Below are 13,826 nucleotides of genomic sequence, written 5' to 3'. Positions count from 1 at the left end.
GTGAGTGTTCGACTGTGCTCATGCGCTGGCCATCTCGGAGAGCATGTCGCTCAGGTGGGTGCGCATCCGATCCGTGTCAGCTTCGATGCCCGTCAGAAGTGTGAAGGTGTCAGAGGCTTGAGCCACCAGCATCTGGCCGCCGTCGAGCACCTGGCACCCGAGAGCGATTGCAGCGTCGAGTAATTCGGTGCGCATCGGCCGATAGACGATGTCCGCGACCCACAAGCCGGAGTGGAGCGCAGCGGGGTCGAACGGAGTTCCGGGATGGCCGACCATACCGATCGGAGACGCATTGACGACGCCGTCGCTTGTCGCCAGGTTATCGGCGATCTCACCAATCGCCAAAGCTGTTGTGCGCGTGTCAGGGAAAGCCGAGGCAACGCGTGAACATACATCGGCAGCGCGTTCTGAGTCGACGTCGGCGATGCGGAGATCCGTCGTACCGGCTGCCGCCAGCGCGTAGGCAACTGCTGAACCTGCCCCGCCGGCGCCGGCGAGGACAACTCGGTCCAAGGTGGCGTCAGGTAGCCCGCGCTGAAGTGCGGTGAGGAATCCACTGTGATCGGTGTTGTGGCCGATCAGACGGCCGTTGTCGACCACAACCGTGTTGACGGCGCCGAGCAGTCGGGCGTTGTCGGACAGTTCGTCGAGGGCGTCCACGACAACTTGCTTGCACGGGTGCGTGATGTTCAGCCCGGTGAAACCACCGGTGACGGCGGCGCGAACCAACTCGGCGGTCTTCTCGACCGAGGCATTCCTTGCCTCGAGGTCGATCAATTCGTAGCTGTAGGCGGCGAGACCGAGTGCTGCCGCTTCGTGGGAGTGCAGCGCCGGCGAGAGTGAGGTGGTGATTCCCGCGCCGACAAGGCCGATCCGGTGACGGGTGGATTCGGTAGGCATGACATTTCTCCTGCATAAGTGGGGACGGCCCCTCGCGGCGCGAAGTCAGCGCGAGGGGCCGGTCCGGTCAAGCGTTGTTGCTGGTGAGCTCTGGGTCTTGCTTCGTGAGCGTGACTGATTTCGGTTCGCCGAGTTCTGCGGTCGGCGTCCGATAGGTTTCCGGACCGCACATCGCGGCGATGGCGGAGACGACCGCAAAGCCGAGACACATCCACGCGACCGGTGTCCAGTTGCTCTTGTCGCCTGCGGAAATCGCCTGGGCGATTGCCGGTGTGAAGCCGGCGACGAGAAGTCCGAGCATGAGGCTCACGGCCATACCGGTGTAGCGAACCTTGGCGGGGAACTGCTCCGGGAAGTACGCCGGGTAGGTGCCATTGGGCATCGCGTAGAAGATGCCGATCATGACGATTCCCGAAGCGAAAACCATGGGAACGCTTTGGGTTCCGATCGAGTGGAAGAAAACGAAGACCATCAGGCCGGCGCCGATTGCGCCGATGACGAAGATGGGCTTGCGGCCGTAGCGATCGGACAGAATGCCGAACAGCGGCTGGGTAAGTACCGCAACGAAGTTGGCCGTGGCAATTGCCCAGAGCATCGTCGAGCGTTCGAAGCCGGATTCGACGGCGTAGGCCAGGGCAAAGACGTTGACGATGGTGTTGATCATCGCGAAGGTCGAACTCATGCTGATGCGAATCACGGTGCGCCAGTGCGAGCGGAACATCTCGACGACGGGAATTCCTGCCGTGTTGTCCTGTTCCTTGAGCTCTTCGAATACCTCAGGCTCGTCGAGTGCGCGTCGCAGCCAGAGTGCAACGACGGTCACGATGATGCTGAGCCAGAAGGGAACTCGCCAGCCCCAGGAGTAAAGGTCTTCGTCGGGCAGGCTTGCTACTGGGATGAATACCAGGCTCGAGATGACGATGCCGAACATGATGCCGCTCATGGTGAACGACGTGAAGAACGAACGGCGGTGATCCGGTGAGTGTTCGAGTGTCAGTGCTGAGGAGCCGGGTGATTCTCCACCCGCAGACAGGCCTTGGAGGAGGCGAAGTAAGACGAGGATGATCGGCGCTGCAATGCCGATCTGCTCGTACGTCGGCAGGCAGCCGACGACGACGGTCGCGACTCCCATGAGCAGAAGGCACGCGAGGAGTGCGTTCTTGCGACCGTAGCGGTCACCGAGGTGTCCCCACAGCACTGCGCCGAGCGGGCGGGCGACGTAGGCCACGCCCAGGGTGCTGATGGAGAGCAGCGTGGCGGTGGAGCCTCCGCCGGGAAAGAAGATCGTGGGAAACACCAGTGCGGCGGCGGAGCCGTAGATGAAGAAGTCGTAGTACTCGAGGGTGCTTCCGAGGAAGCCCGACACTGCGGCACGCCGAGCGTTGGAGTTCGGCTTTTCGTCGGTCCCGGTCGTGGAAACTGCGGGGGTAGGCGGAGGCGCCATGGGTAGTCCTTTCGTCCCGATTGGCCGACGGTGGTGGCACGTGTCGTGATGCGTCACGCTGCGGTGACGTCCCTCACCTTTCGGCGGCTGAGACGACCTTGCCATGAAGGACTATGGCGCGTCCAACACTAAATGAGTCTCAGATAATGTCGAATTACGTCTCAATCTCGGGAGTGGGGAGGATTTCCTCCGAGGTTGCGAGGGCAACTGCGAGCGCGTCGGTCATGCGACGCGGTGACCAGGCGATTCCGTGGTTCATGTACGTCGGTTCGCCGGTGAGGGGAACGAAGACGCTGCCGGGAGGGGTAATGCCGGCCATGCCAGACGGCATCAAGGCGACGCCGACTCCCGCCGCAACGAGCATCAGGATCATGTAGGGGTCGGTGATTTCCTGGACCACGCGCGGGCGGAAGTTCGCATTCATGCAGGCCCGCATTGCCGTCTCCTGCAGGGCGGAACCGGCCGACATGGGTGTGGTGACAAATCCGTCGTCGGCCAATTCGCGTAGGTCGATTTCGCTCTCGGCGGCCAACCGGTGATCGATCGGCAGTACGACGCCAAAGGCTTCGCGGCGAATCAGGCGGGTGGACAACGGCGCCGCCGCCACCGGCAACCCGACAAACGCCAGGTCCAATGCGCCGCTCTCGAGTTGTGTCACGGCGTCTCGGGTCATGATGCGGCCCAGGAGGGTCAATTCGACCTCGGGGTACCGCTGGCGCAATGCGCGCGTCAACGGCGGCAACGCCTGGTGGTTGAGCACGCCGGTGAATCCGATCGCGACACGGCCGTACACGCCGCCGGTGGACGCGCGGGTGGCTTGACGGGCGGTTTCCATGTTTTCGAGAACGCGATAGGCGTGTGGCAGGAAAGCGTGCCCACCGGAGGTGAGCGCGACGGTGCGAGTACTGCGCTCGAACAGTTGCACGCCGATGTTCTTCTCGAGCTTGCGAATCATCTGGCTCAGGGGCGACTGAGCCATTTGCAGCCGTGACGCCGCGCGGCCGAAATGTAGCTCTTCCGCGACCGCGACAAACGCGTGCAACCAGCGAATTTCCATCGATGTGTCCTTCGTTGATGTCGACTGTTGATTTTGACGACTCTGCCCGACGCCATATATTCGAAATCGTACACAGTGTGACGCAGATTATATCTATTTGTATCTTAAATTAAGCGCTGAGCGCACATGATCTCCGGGAGATGAGACTGATGCAGAGCTATCCAGAAGGTGCAGTTGCGCTGATTACAGGCGGCGCCAGCGGAATTGGTGCCGCATGTTCGAAACTATTGTCCGACAACGGTGTTCGGACAATTACCGCTGACATCGCGGAGGGAGCCGACGAACGTCTCGACGTGACCGATCCGGCTGCAGTTGGCGAGTTGCGTGCGCGCATCGGCAAGGTCGACATCTTGATCAACAGTGCCGGCATCGTGGGTCCGTCGGCGCCGCTGGTCGATGTCTCGCTCGCCGACTGGCAGCGCACATTCCGAATCAACGTGGAAGGAACCTTCCTCATGTGCCGCGCCTTTGTACCCGGCATGGCCGCATCAGGTTGGGGGCGCATTGTGAATCTGGCGAGCATTGCCGCAAAAGACGGTAACCCCAACCAGAGTGCGTACTCCGCGTCGAAAGCTGCCGTCATTGCTCTGACAAAGTCACTGGGCAAGGAGATCGCGACAACCGGAGTCCTGGTCAACGCCGTGGCTCCGGCCGCCGTCGAAAGTCCGATGAATGCGGGCACCGACCCCGCAATTCTCGCTCGGTCGCAGAGTCTGACGCCGATGTCGCGGATGGGGAAGTCGGACGAAATTGCCGAGCTGATCGGCTGGTTGTCCTCGACGGCGGTGAGTTACTCGACCGGTGCGGTGTACGACGCCAGTGGAGGTCGTGCAACGTACTAGTGTCCAGGTGGAGATGACCGGGCACCAAGGCGAAGGGGACGTCGATGGCGGGTGAACGTCTGTGGCCTGTTGTAGATCGCGCGACGCGTGTGTTCTGGCGTGTAGTCGGCCGCAAAATCGACCTGTCCGAAGATACGTGGTTGCAAGCGCCGACGGCGGTGCGTGGTCCGGTGGAAGACAGTTGGATTCACGCCGAAGCGTTGCGTATCGGTGGCACGGTTGGTGTGGGGGCAGCGGTCGAGGGTCTCCTACCGCGCATGGATGCATTGGCGGGGCCGGATTTTGATCCGTCCCGGTTGACGCCGTCCATCCGTGATTTCTACGAGCGAACCTCGACGTGGCGAATGCAGGCGTGGACACAATGGGCGCCGGGATTTGCGCCGTGGGGGTCGCTGGTCGAGCGGTTCTACGGTCGGCGCGTGCAGCAACTTGCGCTGCCCGTAAACCCGATGTCAGTTGCGTATGGTGTCGACAGTTCGATTACACGCGTAGCGGATGCCGACGGCAGGCATGCGGGTTCGGCCTGGCTGCGGACACTGCGAAAGTCAGGTGACTATCTCTTCAGTGGGTACTACCGAATCACGTTGCTGCCGAACAGTTCTCAACCCTGTATCCATGTCTCGTTCCCGCTGGAGTCTGGGAATGTTCAGGTGTTCCTGCACCCCGAAGTCTGCGACGACGGTTCCCTGCTACTCACCTCGGGGCAAGGAGAATTCGGGGACATAGGGGCATACGTCACTGTCGTGGAGAATGGAAAGGTCTATGCGGCAAGGATTCCGATCCATGAGCGATTCCACGTGTTCGAAGACTCGGAAGGTGTTCTGCGAACCGATCACGAATTGCGTCTGTGGCGCGCCCGGGCCATGGCGTTGCATTATCGGATGGATCCTCGATAGGCGGTGGGGGAGTAGGGTGCCATCTCTCGTTTGATCAATACTCCTGGCTACAAGCAATATTCGGCCGAATGTGCCCGAAATATCCCTTGAATCGAAAAGGTGTTCGAGTATACTTGAGTCAAGGGTGGGGAGGCTCTGATGACTACGGTGAACGATTTTGTTTCGGTGGGGGATGTTGTCGCTGGTTCCGCGACGGGTGTGCGGGGCAGGTTGTGGCGGTTGCGTCCGGCTGAGGTTCGGGACGTTGCCGTTAGTGTGTCTGCGGAAATTCTTCGGTTGGAAGCGATTCGGGTTGCCGCAGTAGATGCGTTGGCGCTCAATCCGGATGAGCAGGTGCTGTGTTATCGAGGTTTGGGTCGGTGGTTGGCGGCGAATACGATGTTGCAGAATGCGGCCGGTAACAAGATCGCCGCCCTCGGTGCCGCACTGCGGGCATTCCCGGACATTACTGCCCAATTCGAGGCCGGTGATCTTTCGCTCGATCATGCGGCAATGATCGCCGCGTTCTGCGAATCCCCACCAAAAGGAATGCCCGACAGGGCGTTACCGTCCTGCATGGCAACCCTTCTCGCGGCAGGGTCGGGTGTGGAGGCGACCACCATCAAACTCCGCTACGCGATTGCAGTTCTCGAGCGGATCTTCGAATCCGACGACACCCCACCCGGTGAGGACGACGACCTCAACGTCTTGCGGATTTCGCCGACGCTCAACGGACGCGTCGCGATCAAGGGCGATTTCGACGCGCTCACGGGCGAAATGCTGTTATCGGCACTTTCGGGGTTGTCGATGCCGAAACCAGCAGCGGACGGAACCCCGGATCAACGATCAGCTGCCAAACGCACCGCCGACGCCTTTACCGAACTCATCCGCCGGTACCTCGACAATGCCATGACCGGTGTTGATGGTGGTCAGCGTCCGCACGTGAACGTGCACATCACCGCGAAAGACCTTGCCGAGCATCGCGAATGCGCCACCATGCGCAGCGAAGGCGCATCGGATGATGGTGAGTTCTACGGCAGTGCCTTCGATGACGACGAGCCTGATTTCGAAGATCTTGATGTGGGATACATGCCCTGGATGGGACCGCTCAGTGTGAGCCTGACCCGGATGCTCGCCTGCGATTGCATGCTCTCGACCGTGTTGATGGACGGCAACGGTGCGCCGTTGGATGCGACGCCGCACAAACGCCTCGTCACACCGGAACAACGCACCGCACTGATTGCCCGGGACAAAGGCTGCGCCTTCCCCAACTGTGATGCGGTACCTGCCTGGTGCGACGCTCACCACATAAAACCCTGGTCAACCGGCGGACTGACGGTGATGGACAATCTCACCCTCCTCTGCCGTAGCCACCACCGGTTGATTCACAGCACCAGCGGGTTCCGCGGAATCTGGGAAATCAAGATGGGCGATGATCACAAACCGTGGTTCATCCCACCAGCCGCGATCGACCCCAAACAACGACGCCGACGCTCCACCACCCGCCAAGGCCCAGTTCACCGAGACTGAATCCGGTTCCACCGGAAGTGAATACCGTGTGAGAGCTTCGCATCACCAGCTAGCCGGTGCGAAGCCAACACGCATGCGCGGGTTCGGGTATCTGTTTCTTGGTTCTCGGGTTCTTGATCGCGCGAACGGCTGACGATTCATTTTCCTGCGTGGCAGTGTGGACAGTGGCAGTGTGGACAGAGGGGCCCTGTCCGCGGATAGTGAGGAAGCACAGTGACCGACTCGGATCGCCCGCACGGCGATGTTTATGTACAGCGCGAGGGTGGCGTCACCACCATCGTCATGAATCGTCCCGACCGAAAGAATGCCGTCGACGGGCCGATGGCCGCGCAGCTGCGTGACGCATTTCTGGACTTCGAAGCCGATGATACTGCGCACGTCGCAATACTCTGGGGTGCCGGTGGAACTTTCTGCGCCGGAGCAGATCTGACGGCAGTGAATGATCCGTCGCGCTTGCATGAACTCGACCCGGAGGGCGGCGGTACGGGGCCGATGGGTCCGAGTCGGCTGGCGCTGTCGAAACCGCTGATCGCCGCTGTCAGTGGGTATGCGGTAGCCGGTGGCCTGGAATTGTCCTTGCTGGCCGATCTGCGAGTCTGTGAGGAAAACTCGGTCTTCGGTGTTTTCTGTCGGCGCTGGGGAGTGCCCTTGATCGACGGCGGAACCGTTCGATTGCCACGCATAGTGGGACAGGGCCGCGCACTCGACATGATCCTGACAGGGCGGCCCGTCGACGCCCAGGAAGCACTTTCGTTCGGGCTGGTGAATCGTGTTGTTCCGGTAGGTGACTCCTTGGCGGCAGCGCAAGAACTGGCGCAGCAGCTCACTGCGTTTCCGCAGCTGTGTATGCTGGCGGACCGGGTGTCGGCGTACCGGTCATTCGACCTTCCGCTCGCGGAAGCGCTGCGAGCGGAAGGTGCGGCTGGTAGTCCGATTGTCGCTGCCGAAGGTGCGCGCGGAGCGGCGGCCTTTGCTGCCGGGGCGGGACGGCACGGACGGTTCGAGAACGACGCTCAGCAAAACGACGCTAAACAATAAGTGCCGCGCGATTCTCAGCTGAGGCGTTCGAACACGGCAGCCAGTCCCTGGCCGCCGCCGATGCACATGGTTTCGAGGCCGTAGCGGGCTTCCCGTCGATCCATTTCGCGCAGCAGGGTGGCGAGGATTCGTCCGCCGGTCGCACCTACGGGGTGACCGAGTGAGATGCCGGAGCCGTTGGGGTTGATGCGGGGGTCGTCGGCTTCGAGTTTCCAGGTGCGCAGAACTGCAAGTGCCTGTGCGGCAAAGGCTTCGTTGAGTTCGATGACGTCCATGTCTGCCAAGGTGAGGCCGAGGCGGCCAAGTGCTTTCTCGGACGCCGGAACGGGGCCGATGCCCATGGTGCGGGGTGGAACACCGGCAACACTCCAACTGGCAAGGCGGGCAAGGGGACGCAGGCCGAGCGCCTGGGCCTTCTCGGCGGTCGTGACGATGGCGAGTGCCGCGCCGTCGTTCTGGCCGCTGGCGTTGCCGGCGGTGACTGTGGAGTCGGGATCGATCTTGCCGCGCATGGGGCGAAGGCGGGCAAGGGATTCCATCGAGGTGTCGGCGCGCGGATGCTCGTCGGTGTCGACGAGGAGTGCGTCGCCCTTGTGCTGGGGTACGGAGACCGGAACGATTTCCTGGGCGAAGACGCCATTCTTCTGGGCGGCGACCGCGCGCTGATGGGACTGCACGGCTAATGCGTCCTGATCCTCGCGACTGATGGAGAACTCTGCCCGCAAGTTCTCTGCGGTTTCGATCATGCCGCCGGGAACGGGGAAGTCTCGGCCGCCGGCAGTGACACGGGCGCGGGCCAGACGATCGCTGAGCGCCACGGCTTCACCCTTGACGCCCCAACGCATTCCGGTGGCGTAGAACTCGGCCGCACTCATGGACTCGGCGCCGCCGGCGAGAACCAGATCGCTGCCGCCGGACTGAACCTGCATGACTGCCGCGATGATCGCCTGCAATCCGGATCCGCAGCGCCGATCCACCTGCATGCCGGGGACATCGATGCCGAGTCCGGCATTGAGCGCGGCAACGCGGCCGATGGCCGGGGCCTCACCGCTCGGGGATGCCTGCCCCAAGATCACGTCGTCCACATCGGAACCGGAAATTCCGGTGCGCGAGACGAGTTCGGTGATGAGGGTGGAAGCGAGGTCTTCCGGTGCGATGTCGCGGAAGACACCGCCGAAGCGGCCTACCGGTGTGCGGAGCGGTTCGCAGATGACGACGTCAGGCATGAGTTCTTCCTTGGAGTGAGCTCGATCAGCGCGTAGCAGCCGAGTGATTGTTCGAGGATTGAGTACGGCCGAGATCGGCGGAAATCGCGTCGGCGGTGGCTATCGCAGCCGGAACAAGTTCAGCGAGAACCGCTTCGGTGCTGTAGCGGGCAGCCTGGGTGGAAATATTCACCGCGGCAACCACGGCGCCGTTGGCATCGCGAATCGGTGCTGCGAGCGATCGCAACCCCTCTTCGAGCTCCTGATCGACCACTGAGTAACCGTCGGCGCGAATCTTGTCGAGTTCGGCCCGCAGTTCTTCGGGAGTCGAGATGGTCTTGCCCGTGAGACGTGTGAACGAGACTCGGGACAGGTACTGCTCGAGTGCGTCGTCTGGCAGACCGGCGAGCAGCACTCGCCCCATGGACGTTGCGTACGCCGGAAAGCGAGTGCCGATGGTGATGGAAACCGTCATGATGCGGCTGACCGGTACGCGGGCGACGTACACGACGTCGTCGCCGTCGAGGATGGAGACCGAGGTGGATTCCCGGACCTTGGCGGACAGCGCCTCCAGATGCGGTCCCGCGAGCTCGGGCAGCGACAGGCTGGACAGGTAGCTGTACCCGAGTTCGAGAACGCGTGGAGTCAGCCAGAACACCGAACCATCCGTACGTACGTATTGGAGCTCCACCAGAGTGAGCAGAAACCGACGCGCTGTGGCACGCGTGAGATCGGTGGTCCGGGCGACTTCACTGAGCGTGCGCCGGGGGTGCTCGCCATCAAACGCCTTGATGACGGACAGTCCGCGGGCCAGCGACTGCACGTAGTCGGGTGACGGCCCCGGCGACTGGTCGCTGTTGGTTTCGCTCATGGTGTCGTGTTCTCCTCGGGCTTCGGCGTGAGGTCCGCGAGTGCCTGCTTACCCAGCGCAAAAGCCTGATTGCTGTTCGGCACACCCGCATAGACCGCGGTATGGAGAAATACTTCCACGAGTTGATCCGGATCCATTCCGCTGCGCAGTGCGGCGCGGATATGCATGTCGAGTTCGTGCTCGTTGCCGACTGCGGTGAGTATCGCGAGAGTCAGCAGCCTGCGTGTGTGGTGATCGAGTCCGGGACGCGACCAAATGTCGCCCCAGGCGGTGCGAGTGATGAAATCCTGGAACGGCGCGGTGAACTCGGTGGCGCCGGCGATGGACCGATCGACGTGGGCGTCACCGAGAACCTGGCGCCGGACGGTCATCCCGGCCGCGACCGCGGCGCTGCGCTGAGCAACCGCCGGTGTATGCGAGGAAATATGCGCCGCAAGGAGTTTGGTGACGCGTCCGGCCTGCTCGACATTGGCGAGGTGCGCTCCGGGATCGACGACGTGCATCACGGAGTCGGCAATACCGTCGGCAATCGCTGCCAGGGTGGCCGGGGGAGTCGACGGGTCCTGCTCGCCCGCGATGAGGAGGGTCGGAGCCACGATCCGGGCGAGGTCGCCGCGGCCGTCCCAGACGGAGAGTGCTTCGCAGCAGGCAGCGTATCCCTCGTCAGGTGTTGCCTCGACCATCGCCACATGCCGCGCGACAAGTTCCGGATCGCTTTCGGCAAGTCCGGGTGTGAACCAGCGTCCGACAACAGCTGCGGCAATGGACGCGATGCCGTCGGTGCGGACGGTCTGCGCTCGATCGATCCACGGCTGGGCCGGGGCAAACTGCGAGGACGTGCACAGCAATGTCAGGGTGTCGACGCGAGTGGGATGGTGCGCGGCGATCCACTGGCTGACTGCACCGCCGAGGGAGAGTCCGACCAGGTGAACCGACTCGAGTTCGAGCGAATCGATCAGAGCGATGACATCTCCGGCAAGGTCCGCGACGGTGTACGGGCCGGCGGGTACCGGGGACTTACCGTGACCACGATGATCGACGGCGATGACGCGGTAGCGGTTCGACAGCGCATGGATCTGCGGCGCCCACATGGAGAGATCGGATCCGAGCGAGCCGAGGAACATGACTGCGGGAGCATCGGGATTGCCGGTCTGGTGAAAGTTGAGCGCGACGCTCATCGGGGTCCTCCTGTGGGGCGTGCGGCGAGGGCTCGGTCGACCAGGTCGGTGGCGTGGCCCAGATACTGTGCTGGATCAAGAAGTTCGGTAAGTTCGGCTGCGGTCAAGTGTTCCGTGATTGCCGGGTCGCGGTCCAAGCGCGTGCCAGAAGCGGCTGCGGCGGTGACGATGTCACGAGCACGATCGGTGTGCGCCGAGAGGGCCTTCGTGACCCGTTCGGCAAGAATCAAACCACCGGTGATGTCGAGGTTGCGTGCCATCGAATCGGTATGCACCTGCAAGCCGGCAAGACTGACGCACAATTGATGTGCCGCTCCGCCGGCCAGACGCAGGAGATCTGTGACGGTTTCCCACTCCGCATGCCACGGACCGGCCGCCCGCGCGAACTCGTGATCCATGTTGGACAGCGCTGTGGCGACGAGTGCGGGAACACGCCGCGCCGCCGCACGGGCGGTAACGGCGGCAACCGGATTCTGCTTGTGCGGCATGGCGGATGAGCCGCCTGGAGTTTTCTCGGCAACTTCGGAAAGCTCCGTCGATGCCATGACGGTGATGTCTGTAGCCGGTTTGGATACGGCCCCGGCGACGATGCCGAGGGTGGTTGCCAGTTCGGCGATGGTCACGCGATCGGTATGCCACGGAACAAGCTGCCGAGCCAAGCCGAGTTCGTCGGCAAAAGCGTCGGCGAGTGCGAGACCGTTCGGATACGACGCGGCGAGTGTGCCTGCGGCACCGCCGAATTGAACGGGCAATGTCGACAGCACGGTCTCGAGTCGATTGGCAGCGGCGTCGAGTGCGGTGAACCAGCTTGTTGCCAGTAGCCCGAAGGTGGTCGGAAGTGCTTGTTGCCCCAGGGTTCTCGCCACCATCGGCGTCGAGCGATGGAGTCGGGCGAGGCGAGCTGCAGAGTCGGCAGCCCAGGTCAGATCTGCGAGTACAACAGAGCCTGCGCGGCGCGTCAGCAGCATGAGTGCGGAATCCATGATGTCCTGGCTGGTGGCGCCCGGGTGAACAACATTGCCAGGTATACCGTCCTGAGCAACACGTTCACGCAGAATCTTCACGAGCGGGATCACCGGATTACCACCCGAGGCAGAGGCGCGACCCAGTGCGACGATGTCGAGCCCACCGGGTTTGGACAGCTCTGCGGCAGCAGCCGCCACAGCGGCGCACTGGTTACCGTCGGCCAACCCGATCGTGGCCGCCGCACAGCTCAGTGCGGCTTCCACGTCGAGCAACGCGGTCACCCACGCCTGGTCTGACAGATGCTCGGATACCAGGGTGGCACCGAACACCGGATCGAACAGTGCGCCGCGAGTGGACATGTGTACTCCTCTTTACAGCTCGAAGAAGGGCGTCTCGACGCCGTCGGCGTTGTCGTCCTGAACATAGACCGTCCAGGAGTACCCACCGTCGACCTTTGTTGCAACCAACTTGGCGCGTTCGGTTTCGGTCAGCGAACTCAGCACCGGATCGGTCGCGTGCGCGTCTGCGTCTTCCGGGAAGTACAACCGAGTGACCAGGCGATCGAGCATGCCGCGGGCAAAAATCGAGACGTTGACGTGGGGAGCTTCGTCAACCTCGGTTTCGGTGGGCAGTGCGCCGGGCTTGACGGTGTGGACCAGGGCAGTTCCGGTGGGATCTGCTGCGCTGCGGGCGAACCCACGGAAGCCTGCCGGGGTGAGCTCGACTGCGCCGCGGGGATCGTCGGGATGGTTGAAGCGCCCGAGCGTATCTGCCTGCCACGTCTCGATCATCGCGTCGGCCACCGGTGTGCGGTTGCCGTCGATCACCGTGATGGCGAGTGTGATTCGGTCAGGAGCGTCGGAAGGGGCCGCGTCGGGTCCGTCAGCCCAGGGGAGGCCGATATGCCAGTACGGGCCGACAGTCTGCGACGGCGTGACTCCGAAAGGTGCCGTGGTGAAATCGCCGGGGACGACGGGGTATGTCGGGGCGAGCGAAGCGACGGGGGATGTGGCTGGTGCAGGCTTCGCAGTTTTGTCAGTCATCGTGGTCTTCCTCGTTCTCGAATACGGAAGCGTTACGTCCGCGCAGGACGATGTCGAAGCGGAACCCGAGAGCCCAGTTGGGTGCTGTGGCGGTGTAGTCGAAGACGCTGACCATGCGATGACGCGCTTCTTCAGGTACGGCGTTGTAGATCGGGTCCTGGAAGAACATCGGGTCGTCGGGGAAGTACATCTGCGTCACCAGGCGCTGCGTGAATGCCGTACCGAAGAGCGAGAAGTGAATGTGGGCCGGGCGCCACGCGTTGTCGTGGTTCATCCACGGGTAGGCGCCTGGCTTGATGGTGGTGAACGAATAGTGGCCGTCGGCGTCCGTCACACAACGGCCGAGACCGTTGAAGAACGGATCGAGTGGAGCCGGCCAGTTGTCACCCGTGTGGCGGTAGCGTCCGCCGGCGTTGGCCTGCCACACCTCCAGAAGGGTGTGGGGGACTGGCTTGCCGTCACCGTCGAGGACACGGCCGTGAACCACGATGCGCTGTCCTTGTGCTTCGCCTCCGTTGGCGATGGTCAGATCGTTTTCACCAGCGCCGACGCGGTCCTCACCGAAAACCGGCCCGGTCAATTCCGTGAGGCGCTGCGGGAGCAGCTTCAGCGGTTGCTTGGGGTGGCGGAGGGAGGTGGTCTTGTAGTCCGCGAAATCAGCCGGGGCGTTGACGCCGGTCGGCCGCTGGTACCTCGGCGGTAAATGCAGCATAGGGAACCTCGTCGTTCGATTACGTGTTCGCAATGTGTACAGGTGATGCGCTCTGCGAACAGACTAGTTCGTTGTTGTGACCCAGGCAATGCCGGGGGCGAGAAATGTTCGTGATCCGCACAGGGGTTCACAATACGTACGGCGCACGCTACTGTGATCGACATG

General features: G+C 62.7%; 13 protein-coding genes. 4 read left to right on the top strand and 9 right to left on the bottom strand.

Going from position 1 to position 13,826, the window contains the following annotated elements; all coding sequences use genetic code 11:
* Positions 1-18: 18 nt before the first annotated feature.
* The 3 genes from KYT97_RS30375 to KYT97_RS30365 form a co-directional block, all read right to left on the bottom strand.
* A complete protein-coding gene (locus KYT97_RS30375) occupies positions 19-900 on the bottom strand; it encodes a shikimate dehydrogenase (protein WP_219111510.1) in 882 nt (293 codons plus the stop codon).
* A gap of 67 nt (positions 901-967) precedes the next feature.
* Positions 968-2,344 (bottom strand): MFS transporter, encoded by a 1,377-nt coding sequence (locus KYT97_RS30370; protein ID WP_033234049.1) that lies wholly within the window; start codon positions 2,342-2,344, stop codon positions 968-970.
* 154 nt (positions 2,345-2,498) lie between these two features.
* Positions 2,499-3,401 (bottom strand): LysR family transcriptional regulator, encoded by a 903-nt coding sequence (locus tag KYT97_RS30365; protein WP_219111509.1) that lies wholly within the window; start codon positions 3,399-3,401, stop codon positions 2,499-2,501.
* Positions 3,402-3,550: 149 nt separating this feature from the next.
* Here KYT97_RS30365 and KYT97_RS30360 point away from each other — a divergent pair, with 149 nt between their 5' ends.
* The 4 genes from KYT97_RS30360 to KYT97_RS30345 all read left to right on the top strand — a co-directional run bounded on the left by KYT97_RS30360 (position 3,551) and on the right by KYT97_RS30345 (position 7,686).
* Positions 3,551-4,243, top strand: coding sequence for an SDR family NAD(P)-dependent oxidoreductase (locus tag KYT97_RS30360; RefSeq protein WP_033234051.1), 693 nt, complete (start codon positions 3,551-3,553; stop codon positions 4,241-4,243).
* 44 nt (positions 4,244-4,287) lie between these two features.
* Positions 4,288-5,139, top strand: coding sequence for a hypothetical protein (locus tag KYT97_RS30355; RefSeq protein ID WP_219111508.1), 852 nt, complete (start codon positions 4,288-4,290; stop codon positions 5,137-5,139).
* 138 nt (positions 5,140-5,277) lie between these two features.
* Entirely contained in the window at positions 5,278-6,648 is a 1,371-nt protein-coding gene (locus KYT97_RS30350) for an HNH endonuclease signature motif containing protein (protein ID WP_219111507.1), read from the top strand.
* A gap of 213 nt (positions 6,649-6,861) precedes the next feature.
* A complete protein-coding gene (locus KYT97_RS30345; RefSeq protein WP_219111506.1) occupies positions 6,862-7,686 on the top strand; it encodes a crotonase/enoyl-CoA hydratase family protein in 825 nt (274 codons plus the stop codon).
* 14 nt (positions 7,687-7,700) lie between these two features.
* On the opposite strand, the gene KYT97_RS30340 is transcribed toward KYT97_RS30345, so the two are convergent.
* From KYT97_RS30340 to pcaH, 6 genes are read right to left on the bottom strand one after another with little or no spacing between them, the layout of a single operon-like run.
* Positions 7,701-8,912 (bottom strand): acetyl-CoA C-acetyltransferase, encoded by a 1,212-nt coding sequence (locus KYT97_RS30340; protein WP_219111505.1) that lies wholly within the window; start codon positions 8,910-8,912, stop codon positions 7,701-7,703.
* Positions 8,913-8,937: 25 nt separating this feature from the next.
* Positions 8,938-9,762 carry an IclR family transcriptional regulator domain-containing protein gene (locus KYT97_RS30335; protein WP_092806533.1) on the bottom strand — a complete coding sequence of 275 codons (825 nt, stop codon included), beginning with the start codon at positions 9,760-9,762 and terminating at the stop codon, positions 8,938-8,940.
* On the bottom strand, positions 9,759-10,940 hold the full coding sequence (pcaDC, locus tag KYT97_RS30330; RefSeq protein ID WP_219111504.1) for a bifunctional 3-oxoadipate enol-lactonase/4-carboxymuconolactone decarboxylase PcaDC: 1,182 nt from the start codon (positions 10,938-10,940) through the stop codon (positions 9,759-9,761). Before pcaDC ends, KYT97_RS30335 begins: the two co-directional genes overlap by 4 nt.
* Positions 10,937-12,265 (bottom strand): 3-carboxy-cis,cis-muconate cycloisomerase, encoded by a 1,329-nt coding sequence (gene pcaB, locus KYT97_RS30325; RefSeq protein ID WP_219111503.1) that lies wholly within the window; start codon positions 12,263-12,265, stop codon positions 10,937-10,939. The genes pcaDC and pcaB overlap by 4 nt, the downstream gene beginning before the upstream one ends.
* Before the next feature lie 12 nt (positions 12,266-12,277).
* A complete protein-coding gene (pcaG, locus tag KYT97_RS30320) occupies positions 12,278-12,949 on the bottom strand; it encodes a protocatechuate 3,4-dioxygenase subunit alpha (RefSeq protein ID WP_033234059.1) in 672 nt (223 codons plus the stop codon).
* Positions 12,942-13,661: a protocatechuate 3,4-dioxygenase subunit beta gene (gene pcaH, locus KYT97_RS30315; protein WP_033234060.1), complete on the bottom strand. Its 720-nt coding sequence runs from the start codon at positions 13,659-13,661 to the stop codon at positions 12,942-12,944. Before pcaH ends, pcaG begins: the two co-directional genes overlap by 8 nt.
* Between the last annotated feature and the right edge of the window lie 165 nt (positions 13,662-13,826).

This window comes from Rhodococcus globerulus, assembly GCF_019334125.1.
Taxonomy (GTDB): domain Bacteria; phylum Actinomycetota; class Actinomycetes; order Mycobacteriales; family Mycobacteriaceae; genus Rhodococcus_F; species Rhodococcus_F globerula.
The sequence above is the reverse complement of the archived record's forward strand: the minus strand, read 5'-3'. Positions and strand labels throughout refer to the sequence as shown.

Excerpts from the sequence above, each read along its gene's own strand:
- KYT97_RS30350 (WP_219111507.1), top strand. The coding sequence starts at position 5,278 with ATGACTACGGTGAACGATTTTGTTTCGGTGGGGGATGTTGTCGCTGGT.
- pcaB (WP_219111503.1), bottom strand. The coding sequence starts at position 12,265 with ATGTCCACTCGCGGCGCACTGTTCGATCCGGTGTTCGGTGCCACCCTG.
- KYT97_RS30355 (WP_219111508.1), top strand. The coding sequence starts at position 4,288 with ATGGCGGGTGAACGTCTGTGGCCTGTTGTAGATCGCGCGACGCGTGTG.
- pcaH (WP_033234060.1), bottom strand. The coding sequence starts at position 13,661 with ATGCTGCATTTACCGCCGAGGTACCAGCGGCCGACCGGCGTCAACGCC.
- KYT97_RS30370 (WP_033234049.1), bottom strand. The coding sequence starts at position 2,344 with ATGGCGCCTCCGCCTACCCCCGCAGTTTCCACGACCGGGACCGACGAA.
- KYT97_RS30360 (WP_033234051.1), top strand. The coding sequence starts at position 3,551 with ATGCAGAGCTATCCAGAAGGTGCAGTTGCGCTGATTACAGGCGGCGCC.
- pcaG (WP_033234059.1), bottom strand. The coding sequence starts at position 12,949 with ATGACTGACAAAACTGCGAAGCCTGCACCAGCCACATCCCCCGTCGCT.
- KYT97_RS30375 (WP_219111510.1), bottom strand. The coding sequence starts at position 900 with ATGCCTACCGAATCCACCCGTCACCGGATCGGCCTTGTCGGCGCGGGA.
- KYT97_RS30340 (WP_219111505.1), bottom strand. The coding sequence starts at position 8,912 with ATGCCTGACGTCGTCATCTGCGAACCGCTCCGCACACCGGTAGGCCGC.
- KYT97_RS30365 (WP_219111509.1), bottom strand. The coding sequence starts at position 3,401 with ATGGAAATTCGCTGGTTGCACGCGTTTGTCGCGGTCGCGGAAGAGCTA.
- KYT97_RS30335 (WP_092806533.1), bottom strand. The coding sequence starts at position 9,762 with ATGAGCGAAACCAACAGCGACCAGTCGCCGGGGCCGTCACCCGACTAC.
- pcaDC (WP_219111504.1), bottom strand. The coding sequence starts at position 10,940 with ATGAGCGTCGCGCTCAACTTTCACCAGACCGGCAATCCCGATGCTCCC.